At 64.5% G+C, this 13,058-nt stretch carries 18 protein-coding genes and 2 pseudogenes; 12 read left to right on the top strand and 8 right to left on the bottom strand.

Features of this window, described 5'->3' with window-relative positions; all coding sequences use genetic code 11:
* Positions 1-250: 250 nt before the first annotated feature.
* Positions 251-1,121: pseudogene (locus AC1C2S_RS20095) on the bottom strand (helix-turn-helix transcriptional regulator).
* A 130-nt stretch (positions 1,122-1,251) separates the two neighbouring features.
* On the opposite strand from AC1C2S_RS20095, the pseudogene AC1C2S_RS20090 reads away from it, so the two are divergent.
* The 3 genes and pseudogenes from AC1C2S_RS20090 to AC1C2S_RS20080 all read left to right on the top strand — a co-directional run.
* Positions 1,252-2,139: pseudogene (locus AC1C2S_RS20090) on the top strand (zinc-binding dehydrogenase); the annotation flags it as partial.
* A gap of 54 nt (positions 2,140-2,193) precedes the next feature.
* Positions 2,194-2,598, top strand: coding sequence for a VOC family protein (locus AC1C2S_RS20085; RefSeq protein ID WP_495354434.1), 405 nt, complete (start codon positions 2,194-2,196; stop codon positions 2,596-2,598).
* A complete protein-coding gene (locus AC1C2S_RS20080; protein ID WP_495354360.1) occupies positions 2,595-2,876 on the top strand; it encodes a winged helix-turn-helix transcriptional regulator in 282 nt (93 codons plus the stop codon). The genes AC1C2S_RS20085 and AC1C2S_RS20080 overlap by 4 nt, the downstream gene beginning before the upstream one ends.
* Positions 2,877-3,102: 226 nt before the next feature.
* Here the strand turns inward: AC1C2S_RS20080 and AC1C2S_RS20075 are convergent, their stop codons facing one another.
* A complete protein-coding gene (locus tag AC1C2S_RS20075; protein WP_495354359.1) occupies positions 3,103-3,735 on the bottom strand; it encodes an NAD(P)-dependent oxidoreductase in 633 nt (210 codons plus the stop codon).
* A gap of 225 nt (positions 3,736-3,960) precedes the next feature.
* Positions 3,961-4,404 (bottom strand): MarR family winged helix-turn-helix transcriptional regulator, encoded by a 444-nt coding sequence (locus AC1C2S_RS20070; RefSeq protein ID WP_495354358.1) that lies wholly within the window; start codon positions 4,402-4,404, stop codon positions 3,961-3,963.
* A gap of 170 nt (positions 4,405-4,574) precedes the next feature.
* Here AC1C2S_RS20070 and AC1C2S_RS20065 point away from each other — a divergent pair, with 170 nt between their 5' ends.
* Together AC1C2S_RS20065 and AC1C2S_RS20060 are read left to right on the top strand one after the other, a co-directional pair.
* A complete protein-coding gene (locus AC1C2S_RS20065) occupies positions 4,575-4,850 on the top strand; it encodes a hypothetical protein (protein WP_495354357.1) in 276 nt (91 codons plus the stop codon).
* A gap of 144 nt (positions 4,851-4,994) precedes the next feature.
* A complete protein-coding gene (locus AC1C2S_RS20060) occupies positions 4,995-5,120 on the top strand; it encodes a hypothetical protein (RefSeq protein ID WP_495354356.1) in 126 nt (41 codons plus the stop codon).
* A 69-nt stretch (positions 5,121-5,189) separates the two neighbouring features.
* Here AC1C2S_RS20060 and AC1C2S_RS20055 read toward each other — a convergent pair whose 3' ends face one another.
* Entirely contained in the window at positions 5,190-6,014 is an 825-nt protein-coding gene (locus AC1C2S_RS20055) for a helix-turn-helix transcriptional regulator (RefSeq protein ID WP_495354355.1), read from the bottom strand.
* Positions 6,015-6,122: 108 nt separating this feature from the next.
* On the opposite strand from AC1C2S_RS20055, the gene AC1C2S_RS20050 reads away from it, so the two are divergent.
* From AC1C2S_RS20050 to AC1C2S_RS20040, 3 genes are all read left to right on the top strand, one after another.
* Positions 6,123-6,425 (top strand): YciI family protein, encoded by a 303-nt coding sequence (locus tag AC1C2S_RS20050; protein WP_495354354.1) that lies wholly within the window; start codon positions 6,123-6,125, stop codon positions 6,423-6,425.
* A gap of 101 nt (positions 6,426-6,526) precedes the next feature.
* Complete coding sequence (locus AC1C2S_RS20045; RefSeq protein ID WP_495354353.1) at positions 6,527-6,790, top strand: putative antibiotic biosynthesis monooxygenase; 264 nt, start codon at positions 6,527-6,529, stop codon at positions 6,788-6,790.
* Positions 6,787-7,200: a DUF4260 family protein gene (locus AC1C2S_RS20040; RefSeq protein ID WP_495354352.1), complete on the top strand. Its 414-nt coding sequence runs from the start codon at positions 6,787-6,789 to the stop codon at positions 7,198-7,200. The genes AC1C2S_RS20045 and AC1C2S_RS20040 overlap by 4 nt, the downstream gene beginning before the upstream one ends.
* Before the next feature lie 257 nt (positions 7,201-7,457).
* Here AC1C2S_RS20040 and AC1C2S_RS20035 read toward each other — a convergent pair whose 3' ends face one another.
* The 4 genes from AC1C2S_RS20035 to AC1C2S_RS20020 all read right to left on the bottom strand — a co-directional run bounded on the left by AC1C2S_RS20035 (position 7,458) and on the right by AC1C2S_RS20020 (position 9,491).
* Complete coding sequence (locus AC1C2S_RS20035; RefSeq protein WP_495354351.1) at positions 7,458-7,838, bottom strand: nuclear transport factor 2-like protein; 381 nt, start codon at positions 7,836-7,838, stop codon at positions 7,458-7,460.
* A 203-nt stretch (positions 7,839-8,041) separates the two neighbouring features.
* On the bottom strand, positions 8,042-8,455 hold the full coding sequence (locus tag AC1C2S_RS20030; RefSeq protein ID WP_495354350.1) for a GyrI-like domain-containing protein: 414 nt from the start codon (positions 8,453-8,455) through the stop codon (positions 8,042-8,044).
* Between the two features lie 53 nt (positions 8,456-8,508).
* Positions 8,509-8,850: a MerR family transcriptional regulator gene (locus tag AC1C2S_RS20025; protein WP_495354349.1), complete on the bottom strand. Its 342-nt coding sequence runs from the start codon at positions 8,848-8,850 to the stop codon at positions 8,509-8,511.
* Between the two features lie 59 nt (positions 8,851-8,909).
* A complete protein-coding gene (locus AC1C2S_RS20020) occupies positions 8,910-9,491 on the bottom strand; it encodes a TetR/AcrR family transcriptional regulator (protein ID WP_495354348.1) in 582 nt (193 codons plus the stop codon).
* Between the two features lie 89 nt (positions 9,492-9,580).
* Here AC1C2S_RS20020 and AC1C2S_RS20015 point away from each other — a divergent pair, with 89 nt between their 5' ends.
* The 4 genes from AC1C2S_RS20015 (at position 9,581) to AC1C2S_RS20000 (ending at position 13,048) form a co-directional block, all read left to right on the top strand.
* Positions 9,581-10,216, top strand: a complete 636-nt coding sequence (locus tag AC1C2S_RS20015) for a hypothetical protein (RefSeq protein WP_495354347.1) — start codon at positions 9,581-9,583, stop codon at positions 10,214-10,216.
* 2 nt (positions 10,217-10,218) lie between these two features.
* Positions 10,219-11,796 carry a dihydrolipoyl dehydrogenase family protein gene (locus tag AC1C2S_RS20010; RefSeq protein ID WP_495354346.1) on the top strand — a complete coding sequence of 526 codons (1,578 nt, stop codon included), beginning with the start codon at positions 10,219-10,221 and terminating at the stop codon, positions 11,794-11,796.
* Between the two features lie 42 nt (positions 11,797-11,838).
* Positions 11,839-12,147, top strand: a complete 309-nt coding sequence (locus AC1C2S_RS20005) for an EthD domain-containing protein (protein WP_495354345.1) — start codon at positions 11,839-11,841, stop codon at positions 12,145-12,147.
* A gap of 61 nt (positions 12,148-12,208) precedes the next feature.
* The gene (locus tag AC1C2S_RS20000; protein WP_495354344.1) at positions 12,209-13,048 is read left to right on the top strand and encodes an alpha/beta hydrolase; all 840 of its coding nucleotides are present in this window, start codon (positions 12,209-12,211) and stop codon (positions 13,046-13,048) included.
* Positions 13,049-13,058: the final 10 nt, after the last annotated feature.

The following is a 13,058-nucleotide window of genomic DNA, read 5'->3' as shown; positions in this document are numbered from 1 at the left end:
GACGGTTTTGGACGCCTTGGGGGTCAAGGGGTCGCAGGTTCAAATCCTGTCAGCCCGACCGCAAAGAAAAAGTCCCGGTGAGAGTTGATTCCTCGCCGGGACTTTTTGCATCCCAGGTCCGCGTCCGATCTGCGCTGTCAGACCAACCGCTGCCAACCGCGACTATTCGGACCCTCGTGGGGCCGAGGCTGCTCCGTCTCGAGCGGCCACGCGCAGCGTGCCCGTTCTCAGCGTGGACCGCCGGGTCGCGTCACGGTGTTTCAATGGAAACGCTGTTCGCGGCCCAGCTGGCGAGCAGCTGCAGCCGTTCGGCGCTGGGTGAGCCGGGTTCGGCGGTGTAGACCATGAGGACGAGGCCAGGTTCGGCGGTGATGGCGAGTTCTTCGTAGGCGAGCGTGAGTTCGCCGACGACGGGGTGGTTGAAGCGTTTCGTGCCGGTGCCGTGAGTGCGTACATCGTGGGCGGCCCACAGCTGACGGAAGGTGTCGCTTCGGGTGGACAGCTCGCCGACGAGGTCCTGGAGGGACTTGTTGTTGGGGTCGTGGCCGGCCCTCGCGCGCATGATCGCAACGCACATTCCGGCGAACAGCTCCCAGTCGGGGTAGAAGTCGCGGGAGGCGGGGTCGAGGAACTGGAACCGGGCGAGATTCGGTGTGCGTCCGCCGTCGCCGATGATGGGGAGTAGAAGGCACGGCCCAGGTCGTTGGTGGCGAGGACGTCTTGGTTCTGGTTCGACACGATGGCGATGCCGTCGGTGATAGCCGAGAGCATCCACTGCAGGCTGGGCCGGTTCACGGCGTTCTTGCTCGAGCGGCGGCGCGGGCGGCCGGACAGAGGGATGCCGTCGGCAGCGCGGGCGAAATCGAACAGGTGGGTGCGTTCGGTGTCGTCGAGTTGCAGAGCGCGAGCGATGGCGTCGAGGACCGAGGAGGATGCTCCCGCTATGCGCCGCGCTCGAGTTTGGCGTAATACTCGACGCTCGCGCCGGCGAGGGTGGCGACCTCTGAGCGGCGAAGCCCAGCCACCCGCCTATTGGGGCCGACGACAAGGCCCGCGAGCTCGGGCGTGAGTCGCGCCCGTCGTGACATGAGGAACTCACGTACCTCGGATTGATTGTCCATGCCGACGACGTTACGGCGCTCTGGGCTCCAGTGGGGTTCTCTCCTGGTACACCCTCCAGCAGAGACTTCCTCGCGCGGAGGCCCGCGTCTTGACTGGGTTCACGACCTACTTGAGATGAAGGAGCACGCTGTGCGTGGAGTGATGATGTACGGTCCGGGCGATGTCCGGCTCGAAGAGCGGGACGAACCGGAGATCGTCGAACCCACGGATGCGATCATCCGGCTGTCCGCGACGTGTATCTGCGGTTCCGATCTGTGGCCCTACCGCGGAGCCGAGCCACTGAACACTACCCCGCAGGCGATGGGTCATGAGTACATCGGCCGGGTCGAGCAGATCGGCGCGGACGTGAAGAACGTGAACGTCGGCGACTTCGTAATCGGCTCTTTCGTGGCCTCCGACAACACCTGCGAGATCTGTCAGGCCGGCTACCAGTCCCGCTGCATCCACAACGTGATGATGGGCGAGATCGGCACCCAGGCGGAGCTCGCACGCATCCCGCTGGCCGACGGCACCCTCGTCGCCACCCCCGGGCAGCCTGAAGCCGACCTGATTCCGTCGCTCATGGCCGCATCAGACGTGCTCGGCACCGGCTGGTACGGCGCCGTTGCCGCGGAAGCCGGCCCCGGCATGACCATCGCCATCGTCGGTGACGGCGCGGTGGGCCTGTCGGCGGTCCTGGCCGCCAGACAGCTCGGAGCCGAACGGATCATCATGTTCAGCCGCCACCCCGAACGCCAGGCCCTGGCCCGCGCATTCGGAGCGACCGACATCATCGAGGAACGCGGCGACGAGGGAGCAGCGAAGGTCAAGGAGCTCACCAGCGGATACGGCGCCCACGGCACCGTCGAGGCGGTCGGCACCCAGGAATCGATGTGGCAGGCCATCAACGCCACCCGCCCCGGTGGATACGTCGGATACGTCGGAGTCTCCCACGGAGTCGAACTTGACGGCCTGAACCTGTTCTTCACCAGCGTGCACCTGCACGGCGGTCCTGCCCCGGTGCGTCACTACCTTCCACTCGAGGCCGGCCCGGTCTTGACACCGCACTTCCATTTTGGAAGTGTTGGCTGTATGAGCCTATTCATTACCTGCCCGGTCGAGAGCGTCGAGCGCGCGACCACCTTCTACACCGCCCTCGGCTGGACTCTCAACGCCGAGATGTCAGATCACAATGTGTCGTGCTTCGCTATCGCGCCCGAGCAGTACGTCATGCTCGGCAGCCGCGAGATGTACGCGAGCGTCGGCGCCACCGAGGAGTTGACCGGCGGGCCCGACACCCCCTCGAAGGTGACGGTCTCGTTCGACCTCGGCAGCCGTGAGGCGGTCGATGAACTCGTCGAGCGCGCCCGCGCTGCCGGCGGGCGTGTCGGCGTCATCGATGACTACCCCTTCATGTACCAGCGCCAGTTCGATGACCCTGACGGCTACCACTACTCGCCGTTCTGGATGAAGCCGGACACCGATCCGATCGCGTGAGCGACCTCGCCGCAGCCCTCGACATCGTCGGAGCACGGTGGGCCCTGCTCATCGTGGAGCGGCTGCTCGACGGGCCACAGCGATACGGGGATCTGCAGCGCGACCTCGGAATGGGGACGAACATGCTCGCGACCCGCTTGCGCGAGCTCGAAGCGGCTGGCGTCCTGCACCGTCTGCCCCTCCGGCACAACACCCGGGCCTATGCGCTGACCGATCGCGGGTTCGCCTTGCGCGCGACTATCGTCGCGCTCGGACGCTGGGGCGCGGAGGAAGCCTAAAACACAAGGGAATCCGCGGGTCTTCGGAGATTTTCGGAGGCGACCGGCAGACGCCCGATTCCTCCAAGGGGTCGCAGGCCCAAAATCCTGCCAGCCCGACTCACGTCGAAGAGGGCCGCAAACGTGCGGCCCTCTTCGCGTTTCCCGAGTGCGGCCCTGCTGTCGATTCGATTGCCCCCCGACTGCCACGGGGCTCTGGTGAGTGGGGCGGCCCACAGCGGTCACGCTATTTGGTGTCGGTGACGACCACGGTCTGACGGACGAAGGTGTCTTCCACCGCGGACCGGAGGAGAAAGTCGGCGACGTTCGCGCGGGAGGTCGCGGGGAGGATGGGCAGTTCTGTGACGTCTTCGAGCACGGTAGCGGTGTAGTCGCTGCCGTCCCGGTCGTTCAGCGCTCCGGGGTATTCGAGGGTCCATCGCAGTTCGCTAGCGGCCAAGAGGGCATCGGCTGCGGCCTTGTCTGCGTACTTCTTCCGCAGCGCTGTGCGGAAAATCAGGCCAGCCAGGAATGAGGCTTTGGCGAGGGAGTCTCCCACTCCGAATGCGGACACGATGACGAAGCGATTGACGCCCGATATTTCTGCGGATGCGATGACTGCGCGGACCATGTCCGTGATCAGTGTCGGGGTTTCGCGGATGCTCTTGGCTCCGAGGGTGCTGATGATCGCGTCGTGTCCTTGGGCTGCGGTCGCGATCACGGCGGCATCGGTGACGTCTCCGCTGACTATTTGAGCGCGTCCGTCAACGGTGGCGCCGGCCCGCCGAACGAGGGCGGTGACCTGGTGTCCCTGGTCGAGTGCCTTTGTGACGAATGGGACGCCGGTGCGGCCGGTTGCTCCGATAACCAGAAACTTCATAATGTCTTGCTTTCTACGGGGAGATGAATGGGTGTGCTCGTGAGCGGCGTCGGGGCGCGCACATCGTGGCAAGCACCCGTTCATCGCTCAACAATCGCGAAGCACATCGATCATGCTAGTCAAGAATGCTGACTAATAGCAGGGAGGATGAACCCGCCGACGCCCGTTTGCCTCGACGGACGGAGTCAACGTGGCACGGTAGCGGACGACTCGGCGCTACCGGGTTCAACGCGCGTAGGTGTCGGTGATTTCGCGGAGTTGGTCGAGGATCTGTTGCAGCAAGGCATAGTTGCGTGTACCGAGGTAGGCCTCCCATTCTGCGAGGATCTCGTCGAGCGTCGCCATCGCCACGTCGACCGCGCGCTGTCCGCGTTCTTCAAGCACGATGAGACGGGCTCGGCCATCGGAGGGGTCGGGGACCCTGCGCACATAGCCCAGACGTTCAAGCTGGTCGACCAGTACGCCGGCGCTTTGCTTGCTCATCTGCGACTCGTCGGCGAGATCAGTGAGGCGTGAGCCGCCCGGGTCGATGCGTTGAAATACCCGGCACTGGGTGAGGGTCCAATCGTCGAAACCGGCATCCTGCACGGCTCGGAAGATCCGGTCTTCGGCGTATCGGTACGGGATGAACAACGACAGCCCTAAATCAACTCGCGGCTTGTCTTCCATGCTGCTCCCGCCGCCATCGCCACCTGTTCCCACGAACATCTTCCTCTCTCGACGACGTCGCAGCAGCTACATCTGGAACCGGTGCTGCGACGTGCTTATTATAGTAAATATGCTTGACTAATGAGAGCATTGACTCTTGTGAGGAAACCCAGCTGCGGTCGGTGACCGCGGTGACGAAGTGGATCGAGGCCGTGATCGTGCCGGCAATGGTGCTCATCATCGTGGCCGGCGTCTATATGGTCTCCCAGCATGGGAGTCAGGGAAAGAATCCCTGGACTGCCGGCTGGGTGGTAACTTCGTTCGCCGTCACCGTGCTGTTGTCGATAATCGGCGGCACGATCGAGGGGCGGGATGCGAAGGGACTCCACGCCGCAATCGCGAGTCAACTAAACCGACAGCAGTCCCAAAACGAAACCCCGAGAGCCGTGCCCGTAGGGCCGCGGTAGGGGAACTCGACGACACGGTGCAACTCGTCGATGTTCATCCACGGGCCCGACCCGGCCAGATGGTCATTCGAGCCCCGTTCCAACACGGTGACGGCGAGGGGGGCTCTCTGTGCCGTGCAAAGCGATGTTGACTCTGACGTCGCGATGCGTACGGCCACCATCATCATCGCCACGATTCGCGGTCTCCTTCTCGACCTTCTCGCCACTGGCGACCGTGAACGAGTCCAGGTCGCCGCCGATGCGTTCATCTCCTCGCTGGCAGCGAACTGACCTGGTGATCGCGTGACAAATCCGTGGCTGCGGCGCTGAGCACGTTGTGCATGCTCGTGTGAAAGCGGCTCAGCGCGAGGGCTGTTGTACGCCGAGAGTTCGAGCAAGATCATATTTGGAAGCGTCGGCGGAACCGGGCTCCACCGTGTAGGTGATGATCCGCAGATCTGTCCCGATCGTGGTGTACACGTCGCAGTCGACGGTGATTGGACCGACGATTGGATGCAGGAAGGTCTTCTCCTCGGACCGTTGCGCGACGGAGGTGCCCTCCAGCCACATTTCTTCAAAACGGTCGATGCGACGCAATCGCTGTAGAAGCTGCTGAACGGAGCGGTCCTTGGGATACCGCAGCGTCGCGTTTCGCATATCCGTCACTAGGGCGCGCTCGAAACGTTCGATGTACGCCGCGCTCATCAGGACATTGGGCGCTGTTCCGGTGAACTGCGCTTCGATGAGGTTGTAGTCGCGGTGCGGTTGCCCGAGCATGGCCTGCCAGGACGCGTTTACGGTGAGCAGGGTCCAGTGCATCGTATAGACGCCGATCGCAACATCGGGAGCGCGGAGGAGAAGCCGCTGCACGCTTCGCGGGATGTGGGTTGGCACGTTCGTCGGCAACGGGATCGGTAGCCCCGCCGCCTGGAACAGCTGATCGCGTTCTTCGGCAGACAGTTGTAATGCGCGCGCCAACGCCCGTGCGACCTGCACCGACGGGTTTTGAGAGCGGCCTTGCTCAAGTCGAACGAGATAGTCCACGGACAGCCCTGCCAGCATCGCCACTTCCTCCCGACGAAGACCCGTCAATCGGGCGGACACCGCAGGAAGACCCACCGTCGCGGGCTTCAATCGGGCGCGCCACATGTTCAAGAGCTTGCTGAGTTCGCCACGGTCGGTCATGGCTCCATTGTGCAAGAAGCCTCGCAATGGCCACTGGTACCAGGAGTCCTACCCGCATTCTCCCGGCTGCCGCGATGCTAGTCACATCCACCTAGAAAGGAACCCATCGTGGCTGAAATCTTCACCGTCGAGTACTCCTACCCGACCGATACCACCCTCCAGAACGAGCACCGTCCCGCTCACCTGGCCTACTTGCGAGAGCGTCTGGAACAGGGTGAGCTCCTGCTTTCCGGGCCGCGGGGCCAAAACGAGGCTCCCGGCGGGCTACTCATCTACAAAGTCGCGGACCGCGCCCGCATCGACAACATCGTCGACAACGATCCTTTCGTCGTTCACAACGTTGTCGTGGACAAGCGCGTGCACAATTGGCGTCCCATCTTCGGACCGGCATCGTCCGCATTCGCTGCCTAATTCTCGGCCTGGCCGCGTGGCAGCGCCGGCGGGGATCACAATCCTTCGCCGCCGCTGCTTCGCACTTCCCACATCAACCCTGAACGATCGGACTCCCTCCCATGCGACTACCTCGCCACAAATTAGCCCTCATCAACTGGATAGCGGTGTACCCACTCATCACGCTGACTCTCTGGTTGTTACTCCCGCTCTTGACCGAGTACCCGCTTTGGATAACGACCCTCATCGTGTCTCTCATCCTCGTCTCGCTGATGAGCTTCCTTGTGATGCCCCTCATGCTGCGACTGTTCGCACCATGGCTTACGGCTCGGACCAGCGTGACCGCCCCAGAGGCGGCCCTAGCAAATGGAGAAGATCACAAATGAGAAATGGTGGCCTCACAGAGCCAGTAGTCATCCAGCGCATTGAAGGTGCCTTGATCACGGCTCTCTCGCTCGTGGGCACAATCGTCATCGCCCCAGACTGGTGGTGGATGCCGCTGGCGCTGTTCTTGGTGTTCGATCTGTCCCAACTCGGATACCTACGGTCTCCCACCGCAGGAGCAGCCTGGTACAACGCCATTCATACCTACGCCTGGGCGGCCGTTCTGGGTGTCGTCGCGCTAGTAGCCAGCAGCTTCGCGCCCGCTCTGTCGATGTGGTCCGGCATCATCGCCTTCGCCTGGGCATTCCACGTGGGAGTTGACCGGGCTCTCGGATATGGCCTGAAGCTCCCGGATGCCTTCACGCACACCCATATGGGATGGATCGGAAAGGACAGGGAAACGCGTGCCTGAGAGCGACCCCGCGGCGCGGATCGTCGACCGACGGGCGCCGGTAGCTTTCGTACCTTCAGGGCATCAACCGCACCCTGGTCCGCAGCCCGGTCGTCGGCGCGACCGGCGGCAGCAGGGTCATCGCGGCGAGGTCGCGATCCAACGCGTCGATCGGGCGGCCGAAGCCGTGCATGTCCCGGGAGTTCGCCCGCGGCAGCCAGTCAGTCAGCTGCGTATTGAAATCGACCGGTGAGCCGAACAGCCGGGGCGCAGCATCCCTATTTGTCGTATTTCCAAGGTGCGATCACGAGCTCCGCGATCTCGTCCCCGTGAATCGTGAACTGAAACCTCAGTTCCGCGACGCCCCCCGGAAAGTTGCCTTCCAAACGAGCCAGCACCACCCACCGGTCCGGTTCGTCACTGCGCTGCCCGATCAGCGTTGTGGTGTAGGTGAATTCCGTCGCCGCCGTGGTCAGCCAACGGTGGATGGCGTCCAGACCCTTGTATCGGATGCCTTCGTCGGTGACGCTCGCGTTTGACGCGAAGACATCCAAGATCGACTGCCGACCGCGTGTGTCGTCTTGCGCGCTGAGGTAGCGGACGACCACAGCAGGCAAGGCGCGAGGGTCGTAGGGAGGGAATACTTTCGATTGCGTCATATGTGTGCTCCAACTTCTGTGCAGACGTGGTGGACATGCGAGGTTCAGACGGCCTACCTGATGGGCGCGCCAAAGCGGGCTCACCGCACCCGTCGATGACGGCCCGCCCGAAGCGCGTACCGCCCGGCCGCCTTCTGATCCGCGCATGACCTCAGGTTGGGCCTTCCCCTCAGGGGAAGGTCCAACGCTTCCGTCAGCCAGTTTCAGCGCGATACACGGAAGATGGGCCAGCCGATCTCCGTTACGGCGCGTCGGTCGATTCCCGGGAACCCCGCCATGTAGGTCTCGCGTACGGGCGCGTCGGTGCCGAGCTCGTGACGTGCGACGTGCTCGCCGAGCGCGGCGTAGACGCGAGGAACCGTCTCATCCGGGCCGTCATGGATCGCGACCGCCAACTCGACAGCAGGCAGCTCCAAGATTGACGCGTCGCCGCTGACCGCATGGTCATCGAACCCCGGCATGAGCGTCAGGAAGACTGTCGCAGTCCCATACTCTTCCGCGAACAGTTCGTTGGGCCAGACTCCGCCGTACGTCGCGGTCGACGCCGGGTCCATCCGCTTGGCGATGCTCCGGAGAGCGGTGACCGATGCTCTGAACCACTCTCCAAGCTCCTCCAATGCGATGGCTTCGCGGATGGCGACGACTCGTGTTTCGGGAACGCTGCGGTGGGTTATCTCGTCGGCGGGCTGGTGGGCTCGAGTATGGCTCGCAGACTCGCTACAGCGGCACGCGTCGCGTCGAGTTTCCTTTCCATCCGCTCGAGATGATCCACCATCAGCTCCGCCCGTGCTTCAACGTTCGGCATTGCGAGGACATCTCGAACGGAATCGACGGGCACGTCGAGTCCGCGCAAAGTCCGAACGATCTGCGCATCGGCGATCTGCTCTGGCGCATACAGCCGATAGCCGTTTTGGTCATCGACGTGAGCAGGGGTGAGCACCCCGTTCTGGTGGTAGAAGCGAAGCGCCTTCGCACTCAGACGAACCGCACGCGAGAAGTCGCCGATGGTCATGAGTGTTTCCACACGACGATTCTGCCCGACGTGAGCGGCCGCGCCGCCAGTTCGCGGAGTCACCCTTCGCCGGCGTCGGCTTCCAGGCCGCTGCGATAGACCAGGAGTCCCTCGACACCCCGCAGGAAGGTCGCGCAGATGGGTTGCGGGTCGGTCAGAGAGCCGGCGGTCATCGCGCCATCTCGGAGCATCACGAAATGCCGTGCCGCGGGTTCTGCGTCAATCTTCCCGGTCTGAGCGAAGAGCTCGATCATCGTCGTGAGAAACCACTCCCGATGGTTGAGGACGGCATGGTGGACCGGGTGGTCGGGGTCGGGGTATTCGGCCGCGGCGTTGAGGAATGCGCACCCTCGGAAGTCTGCGCCCTGGATGTCGTCGGCGATGGCCTGGGCGACTGTGCGGATGATGTCGTCGGGGTCGGCGCCGGAGTTTCGCGCGGCGTCCGTCCGGGCACGGATCGCCTCGTCGATCCGCGTGAGGTAGGCGACGAGGAGGTCGTCCTTGCTCGGGAAGTGCCGATAGAGCGTGGCGCGGGTGACCTGTGCTTCGGAGATGACGCGATCTATCCCCACAGCGCGTAGCCCGTCGGCGTAGAAGAGTCGACTGGCGGTGTCGAGCAGTCGGGTTCGTGCCTCGGACATGTGTGTTTTCTTCCTGATCGAGTGCTGTGTTCTCGAGTCTACCAGATAGATAGAACGATCGGTCTTGACAAACCGGGATCGACTGCTGCATGCTCGGTGTACCGACCGTTCTATCTATGAGAGACAGAGAGCATATGTCCGCTTCAGTCCACACCGGCGCCGGCGCAACAGGAGTTGTCTTAGACGCCACCAGTAATACGAAGGCCCTGCGAAACCTGTACTTCGTGCGATTCGGGTTCGCTCTCACCTGGGCGATCCTGCTGATCGCGACCGCGGAGTCGATCAACCCTGGCGCGATCGCCTTGCTCGTCATATACCCGTTGCTCGACGTCGTGGCAGCGATCATCGACTTCCGCTCTTCCGGTTCCAGTCGGCCGAAGGCCCCGCTCTACGTCAACATCGCACTGAGCCTGGCAGCCGCGATCGGCCTCGCCGCTGTCGTCGGCTCCGGCATCCCGGATGTCCTGCGAGTTTGGGGTGGCTGGGCGATTTCCGCGGGAATCGTCCAGTTGATCGTCGCGATTCTGCGCTGGCGCATCGGCGGCCAGCTCGCACAGATCCTGAGCGGTGGACTTTCCGTGCTCGCGGGTGCCGGCTTCTTTTTGGTGGCCAGCGGCCCGAATGCCGCGCTCATCATCGTTGCCGGCTACGCGATCCTCGGTGGCCTCTTCTTCCTGATCTCGGCAATCCAGTTGCACCTCGTCATCCGAAAGGCGGGGAAGTGATCATGACCGAAGCCATCCGACCGTCCCTCATCGCATCAGGCGTCGACATGGATTCCGTCGTCGACGTGATCGTCATCGGCGCCGGAGCGGTCGGCGAGAATGTCGCCGACCGGGTCGTGCAAGGCGGCCTGACCGTGACCATCGTCGAACGCGAACTCGTCGGCGGTGAGTGCACGTACTGGGCCTGCATGCCCACCAAAGCCCTCCTCCGCGATGCTGCGGCCCTCCGAGCTGCCCGTGCCCTTCCCGCCGCCGGGCAGGCCGTAAGCGACATCCTCGACCCGTCTCTCGTGTTCGCCCGTCGGGACCGGTTCGCGGAGCATTGGCACGACTCCGGTCAGGTCGGATGGCTGCACAGTGCCGGCATCACCCTGGTCCGCGGACACGGACGGATCACCGGCCCTCGCACGGTGACCGTCACCGACACCGGCGACGGCACGACGACGACCCTGCGGGCACGCTATGCCGTCGTCATCGCCACCGGCAGCAGCGCGTACATTCCGCCGATCGCGGGACTGGCGGACGTCCAGCCGTGGACGAACCGCGAAGCCGTGGCCACCAACAAGGTCCCGGACCGCCTGGCGATCATCGGTGGCGGAGTCGTCGGCGCCGAGATGGCGACTGCATTCAACGCACTCGGGTCCCAGGTGTCCCTGATCTCCCAGACGCGTCTGCTCTCCCGAGCCGAGCCGTTCGCCACCGAGTACGTGACCGACGCACTCCGGTCAGCCGGCGTCGCAGTGCGCCTGAATGTCGACGCCATCGAGGCTCGACGGAACGGATCCGGCACTCTCGAGATCACCCTGTCCGACGGCAGCACCGTCGCGGCGGACGACGTTCTCGTCGCCACCGGTCGTACCGCGAACACCAAGGACATCGGCCTGGACCGGCTCGGCCTGGAACCGGGCAGGTGGCTGACGGTCGACGACACCCTCGCCGTCCTCGACCGCAACGGCATACCGGTCGGCGACGACACCGCCGCCGATCCTGGCGCAGCCTGGCTCTTCGCCGCCGGCGACGTCAACCATCGTGCACCGCTGACGCACCACGGAAAGTATCAGGCTCGCGCGCTGGGCGACGCCATCGCAGCACGAGCGAACGGCGCAGAAGTCGGCCTGGACCCGTGGGGACGCCACGCCGTGACCGCAGATGAACTGGCCCTCACGCAAGTGATCTTCACGGCACCCGAGGTAGCCACCGTCGGACTCACCGCACAGGACGCCGCGGCAACCGGACGAGACACACGGGTCGTCGACTACGACCTCGGAAAGGTCGCCGGTGCCGCACTGCACGCAGACCAATATCGCGGCCAGGCCCGCATGGTCATCGACGCAGAACGCAACATCGTGATCGGGTTCACCGCCGTCGGCCCGGACGTCGCCGAACTCCTCCATGCCGCGACGATCGCCATCGCCGGTGAGGTGCCGCTGGACCGGCTCTGGCACGCGGTGCCCGCGTATCCGACCATCAACGAGATCTGGCTCCGCCTGCTTGAGACCGACGGCCGAGATCACGGCAAAGCCACCCACGACAGAACCCTCGTCACCGTCGACTCCGCGACCGGCGAAGCAGTCGCCTGACCGTCCCACCAGCACATCACCACTCAACGCAAGGAGCTCCACATGCCCACGAAAATCACTCTCATCTTCGACAACCCCATCGACCCCGGCGCATTCGAGTCCGGTTACCCCGAATTGGTCGACCGTGCCCGGAACGTTCCCGGTCTCCTGAAGATGGAGACCTCCAAGGTCTGGCCTAAGGAAGACGGCACCGCCACTCCGGCGTACCGCATGATCGACCTGTACTTCCCCGACTACGAGGCAGCGAACACGCCATTGGGCACGCCCGAAGCGGGGGCGTTCTTCCGGCGCGCCAGCGAACTCGCCACCGGAGGAATGACAGGACTCTTCTCCAACGTCGAAGAGTCCTGAGCCGCGTCCGGGGATCACCCGGCGAACCATCCACCACGAAAACACACGAAAGGAAACTCAAATGAACACCCAATTTCCCAAGCGCCTCACCCAGGTCGCCGTCGCCGGTGCTGCAGTGACCGCGGCGCTCGCCCTCGGAGCCGGCGCCAGCGTGGCGCAGGCCGAACCCGGCCACAACCCCGGCCAGCAGCCGGCCGAGAAGCCCACAGTCGTCCTCGTGCACGGCGCCTGGGCCGACTCGAGCGGCTGGGGCGGTGTGATCACCAAGCTCGAGAAGGATGGCTACCCGGTGCTCGCCGTCGCCAACCCGCTACGCGGCCTGGCGTCCGATTCGGCCTACGTCCGCAGCATCCTCGACTCGATCGACGGCGACGTGGTCCTCGTCGGCCACTCCTACGGCGGTGGGGTCATCACGAACGCCGCGACGGGCGCCGACAACGTCAACGCCCTGGTCTACACGGCGGCCTTCGCGCCCGACGAGGGCGAGACCTTGGGCCAGTTCAACGACCCGGTGAAGTACCCGGGCGCCGAACTGACGCCCGATTCCCTCATCGTGCGCCCCTACCCCGGCGGCCTCGACGCCACTATCGACCCGGCGCGGTTCCGGCAGATCTTCGCCGCGGACCTGCCCGCTCGTCAGGCCGACATCATGGCCGCGACCCAGCGCCCGACCAACGTGGCGGTCCTCGAGGAGCAGACCGGCGAGCCGGCGTGGAAGACGATCCCCAGCTGGTACCAGGTCTCCAACCAGGATAAGGCACTGTCCCCGGTCGCGCAGCGCTTCTTCGCCCAGCGGATGGGCGCGCAGACCACCTCGATCAACGCGTCGCACGCCGGGTACGTCTCGCACCCGGCCGAGACTGCGAAGCTGATCGAGACGGCCGCCCGTGCGACCAGCTGACCACCCTGTT

This window comes from Agromyces sp. Y782 (genome assembly GCF_059445405.1).
Note: the sequence above shows the minus strand (reverse complement) of the source record. Positions and strands in the feature narration are given on the sequence as shown.

What these genes read in the sequence shown, in the direction of transcription:
- AC1C2S_RS20085 (WP_495354434.1), top strand. Translation starts at nt 2,194, where the DNA reads ATGAGCCTATTCATTACCTGCCCGGTCGAGAGCGTCGAGCGCGCGACC.
- AC1C2S_RS20075 (WP_495354359.1), bottom strand. Translation starts at nt 3,735, where the DNA reads ATGAAGTTTCTGGTTATCGGAGCAACCGGCCGCACCGGCGTCCCATTC.
- AC1C2S_RS20070 (WP_495354358.1), bottom strand. Translation starts at nt 4,404, where the DNA reads ATGGAAGACAAGCCGCGAGTTGATTTAGGGCTGTCGTTGTTCATCCCG.
- AC1C2S_RS20060 (WP_495354356.1), top strand. Translation starts at nt 4,995, where the DNA reads ATGCGTACGGCCACCATCATCATCGCCACGATTCGCGGTCTCCTTCTC.
- AC1C2S_RS20055 (WP_495354355.1), bottom strand. Translation starts at nt 6,014, where the DNA reads ATGACCGACCGTGGCGAACTCAGCAAGCTCTTGAACATGTGGCGCGCC.
- AC1C2S_RS20045 (WP_495354353.1), top strand. Translation starts at nt 6,527, where the DNA reads ATGCGACTACCTCGCCACAAATTAGCCCTCATCAACTGGATAGCGGTG.
- AC1C2S_RS20040 (WP_495354352.1), top strand. Translation starts at nt 6,787, where the DNA reads ATGAGAAATGGTGGCCTCACAGAGCCAGTAGTCATCCAGCGCATTGAA.
- AC1C2S_RS20035 (WP_495354351.1), bottom strand. Translation starts at nt 7,838, where the DNA reads ATGACGCAATCGAAAGTATTCCCTCCCTACGACCCTCGCGCCTTGCCT.
- AC1C2S_RS20025 (WP_495354349.1), bottom strand. Translation starts at nt 8,850, where the DNA reads ATGACCATCGGCGACTTCTCGCGTGCGGTTCGTCTGAGTGCGAAGGCG.
- AC1C2S_RS20020 (WP_495354348.1), bottom strand. Translation starts at nt 9,491, where the DNA reads ATGTCCGAGGCACGAACCCGACTGCTCGACACCGCCAGTCGACTCTTC.
- AC1C2S_RS20015 (WP_495354347.1), top strand. Translation starts at nt 9,581, where the DNA reads ATGCTCGGTGTACCGACCGTTCTATCTATGAGAGACAGAGAGCATATG.
- AC1C2S_RS20010 (WP_495354346.1), top strand. Translation starts at nt 10,219, where the DNA reads ATGACCGAAGCCATCCGACCGTCCCTCATCGCATCAGGCGTCGACATG.
- AC1C2S_RS20005 (WP_495354345.1), top strand. Translation starts at nt 11,839, where the DNA reads ATGCCCACGAAAATCACTCTCATCTTCGACAACCCCATCGACCCCGGC.
- AC1C2S_RS20000 (WP_495354344.1), top strand. Translation starts at nt 12,209, where the DNA reads ATGAACACCCAATTTCCCAAGCGCCTCACCCAGGTCGCCGTCGCCGGT.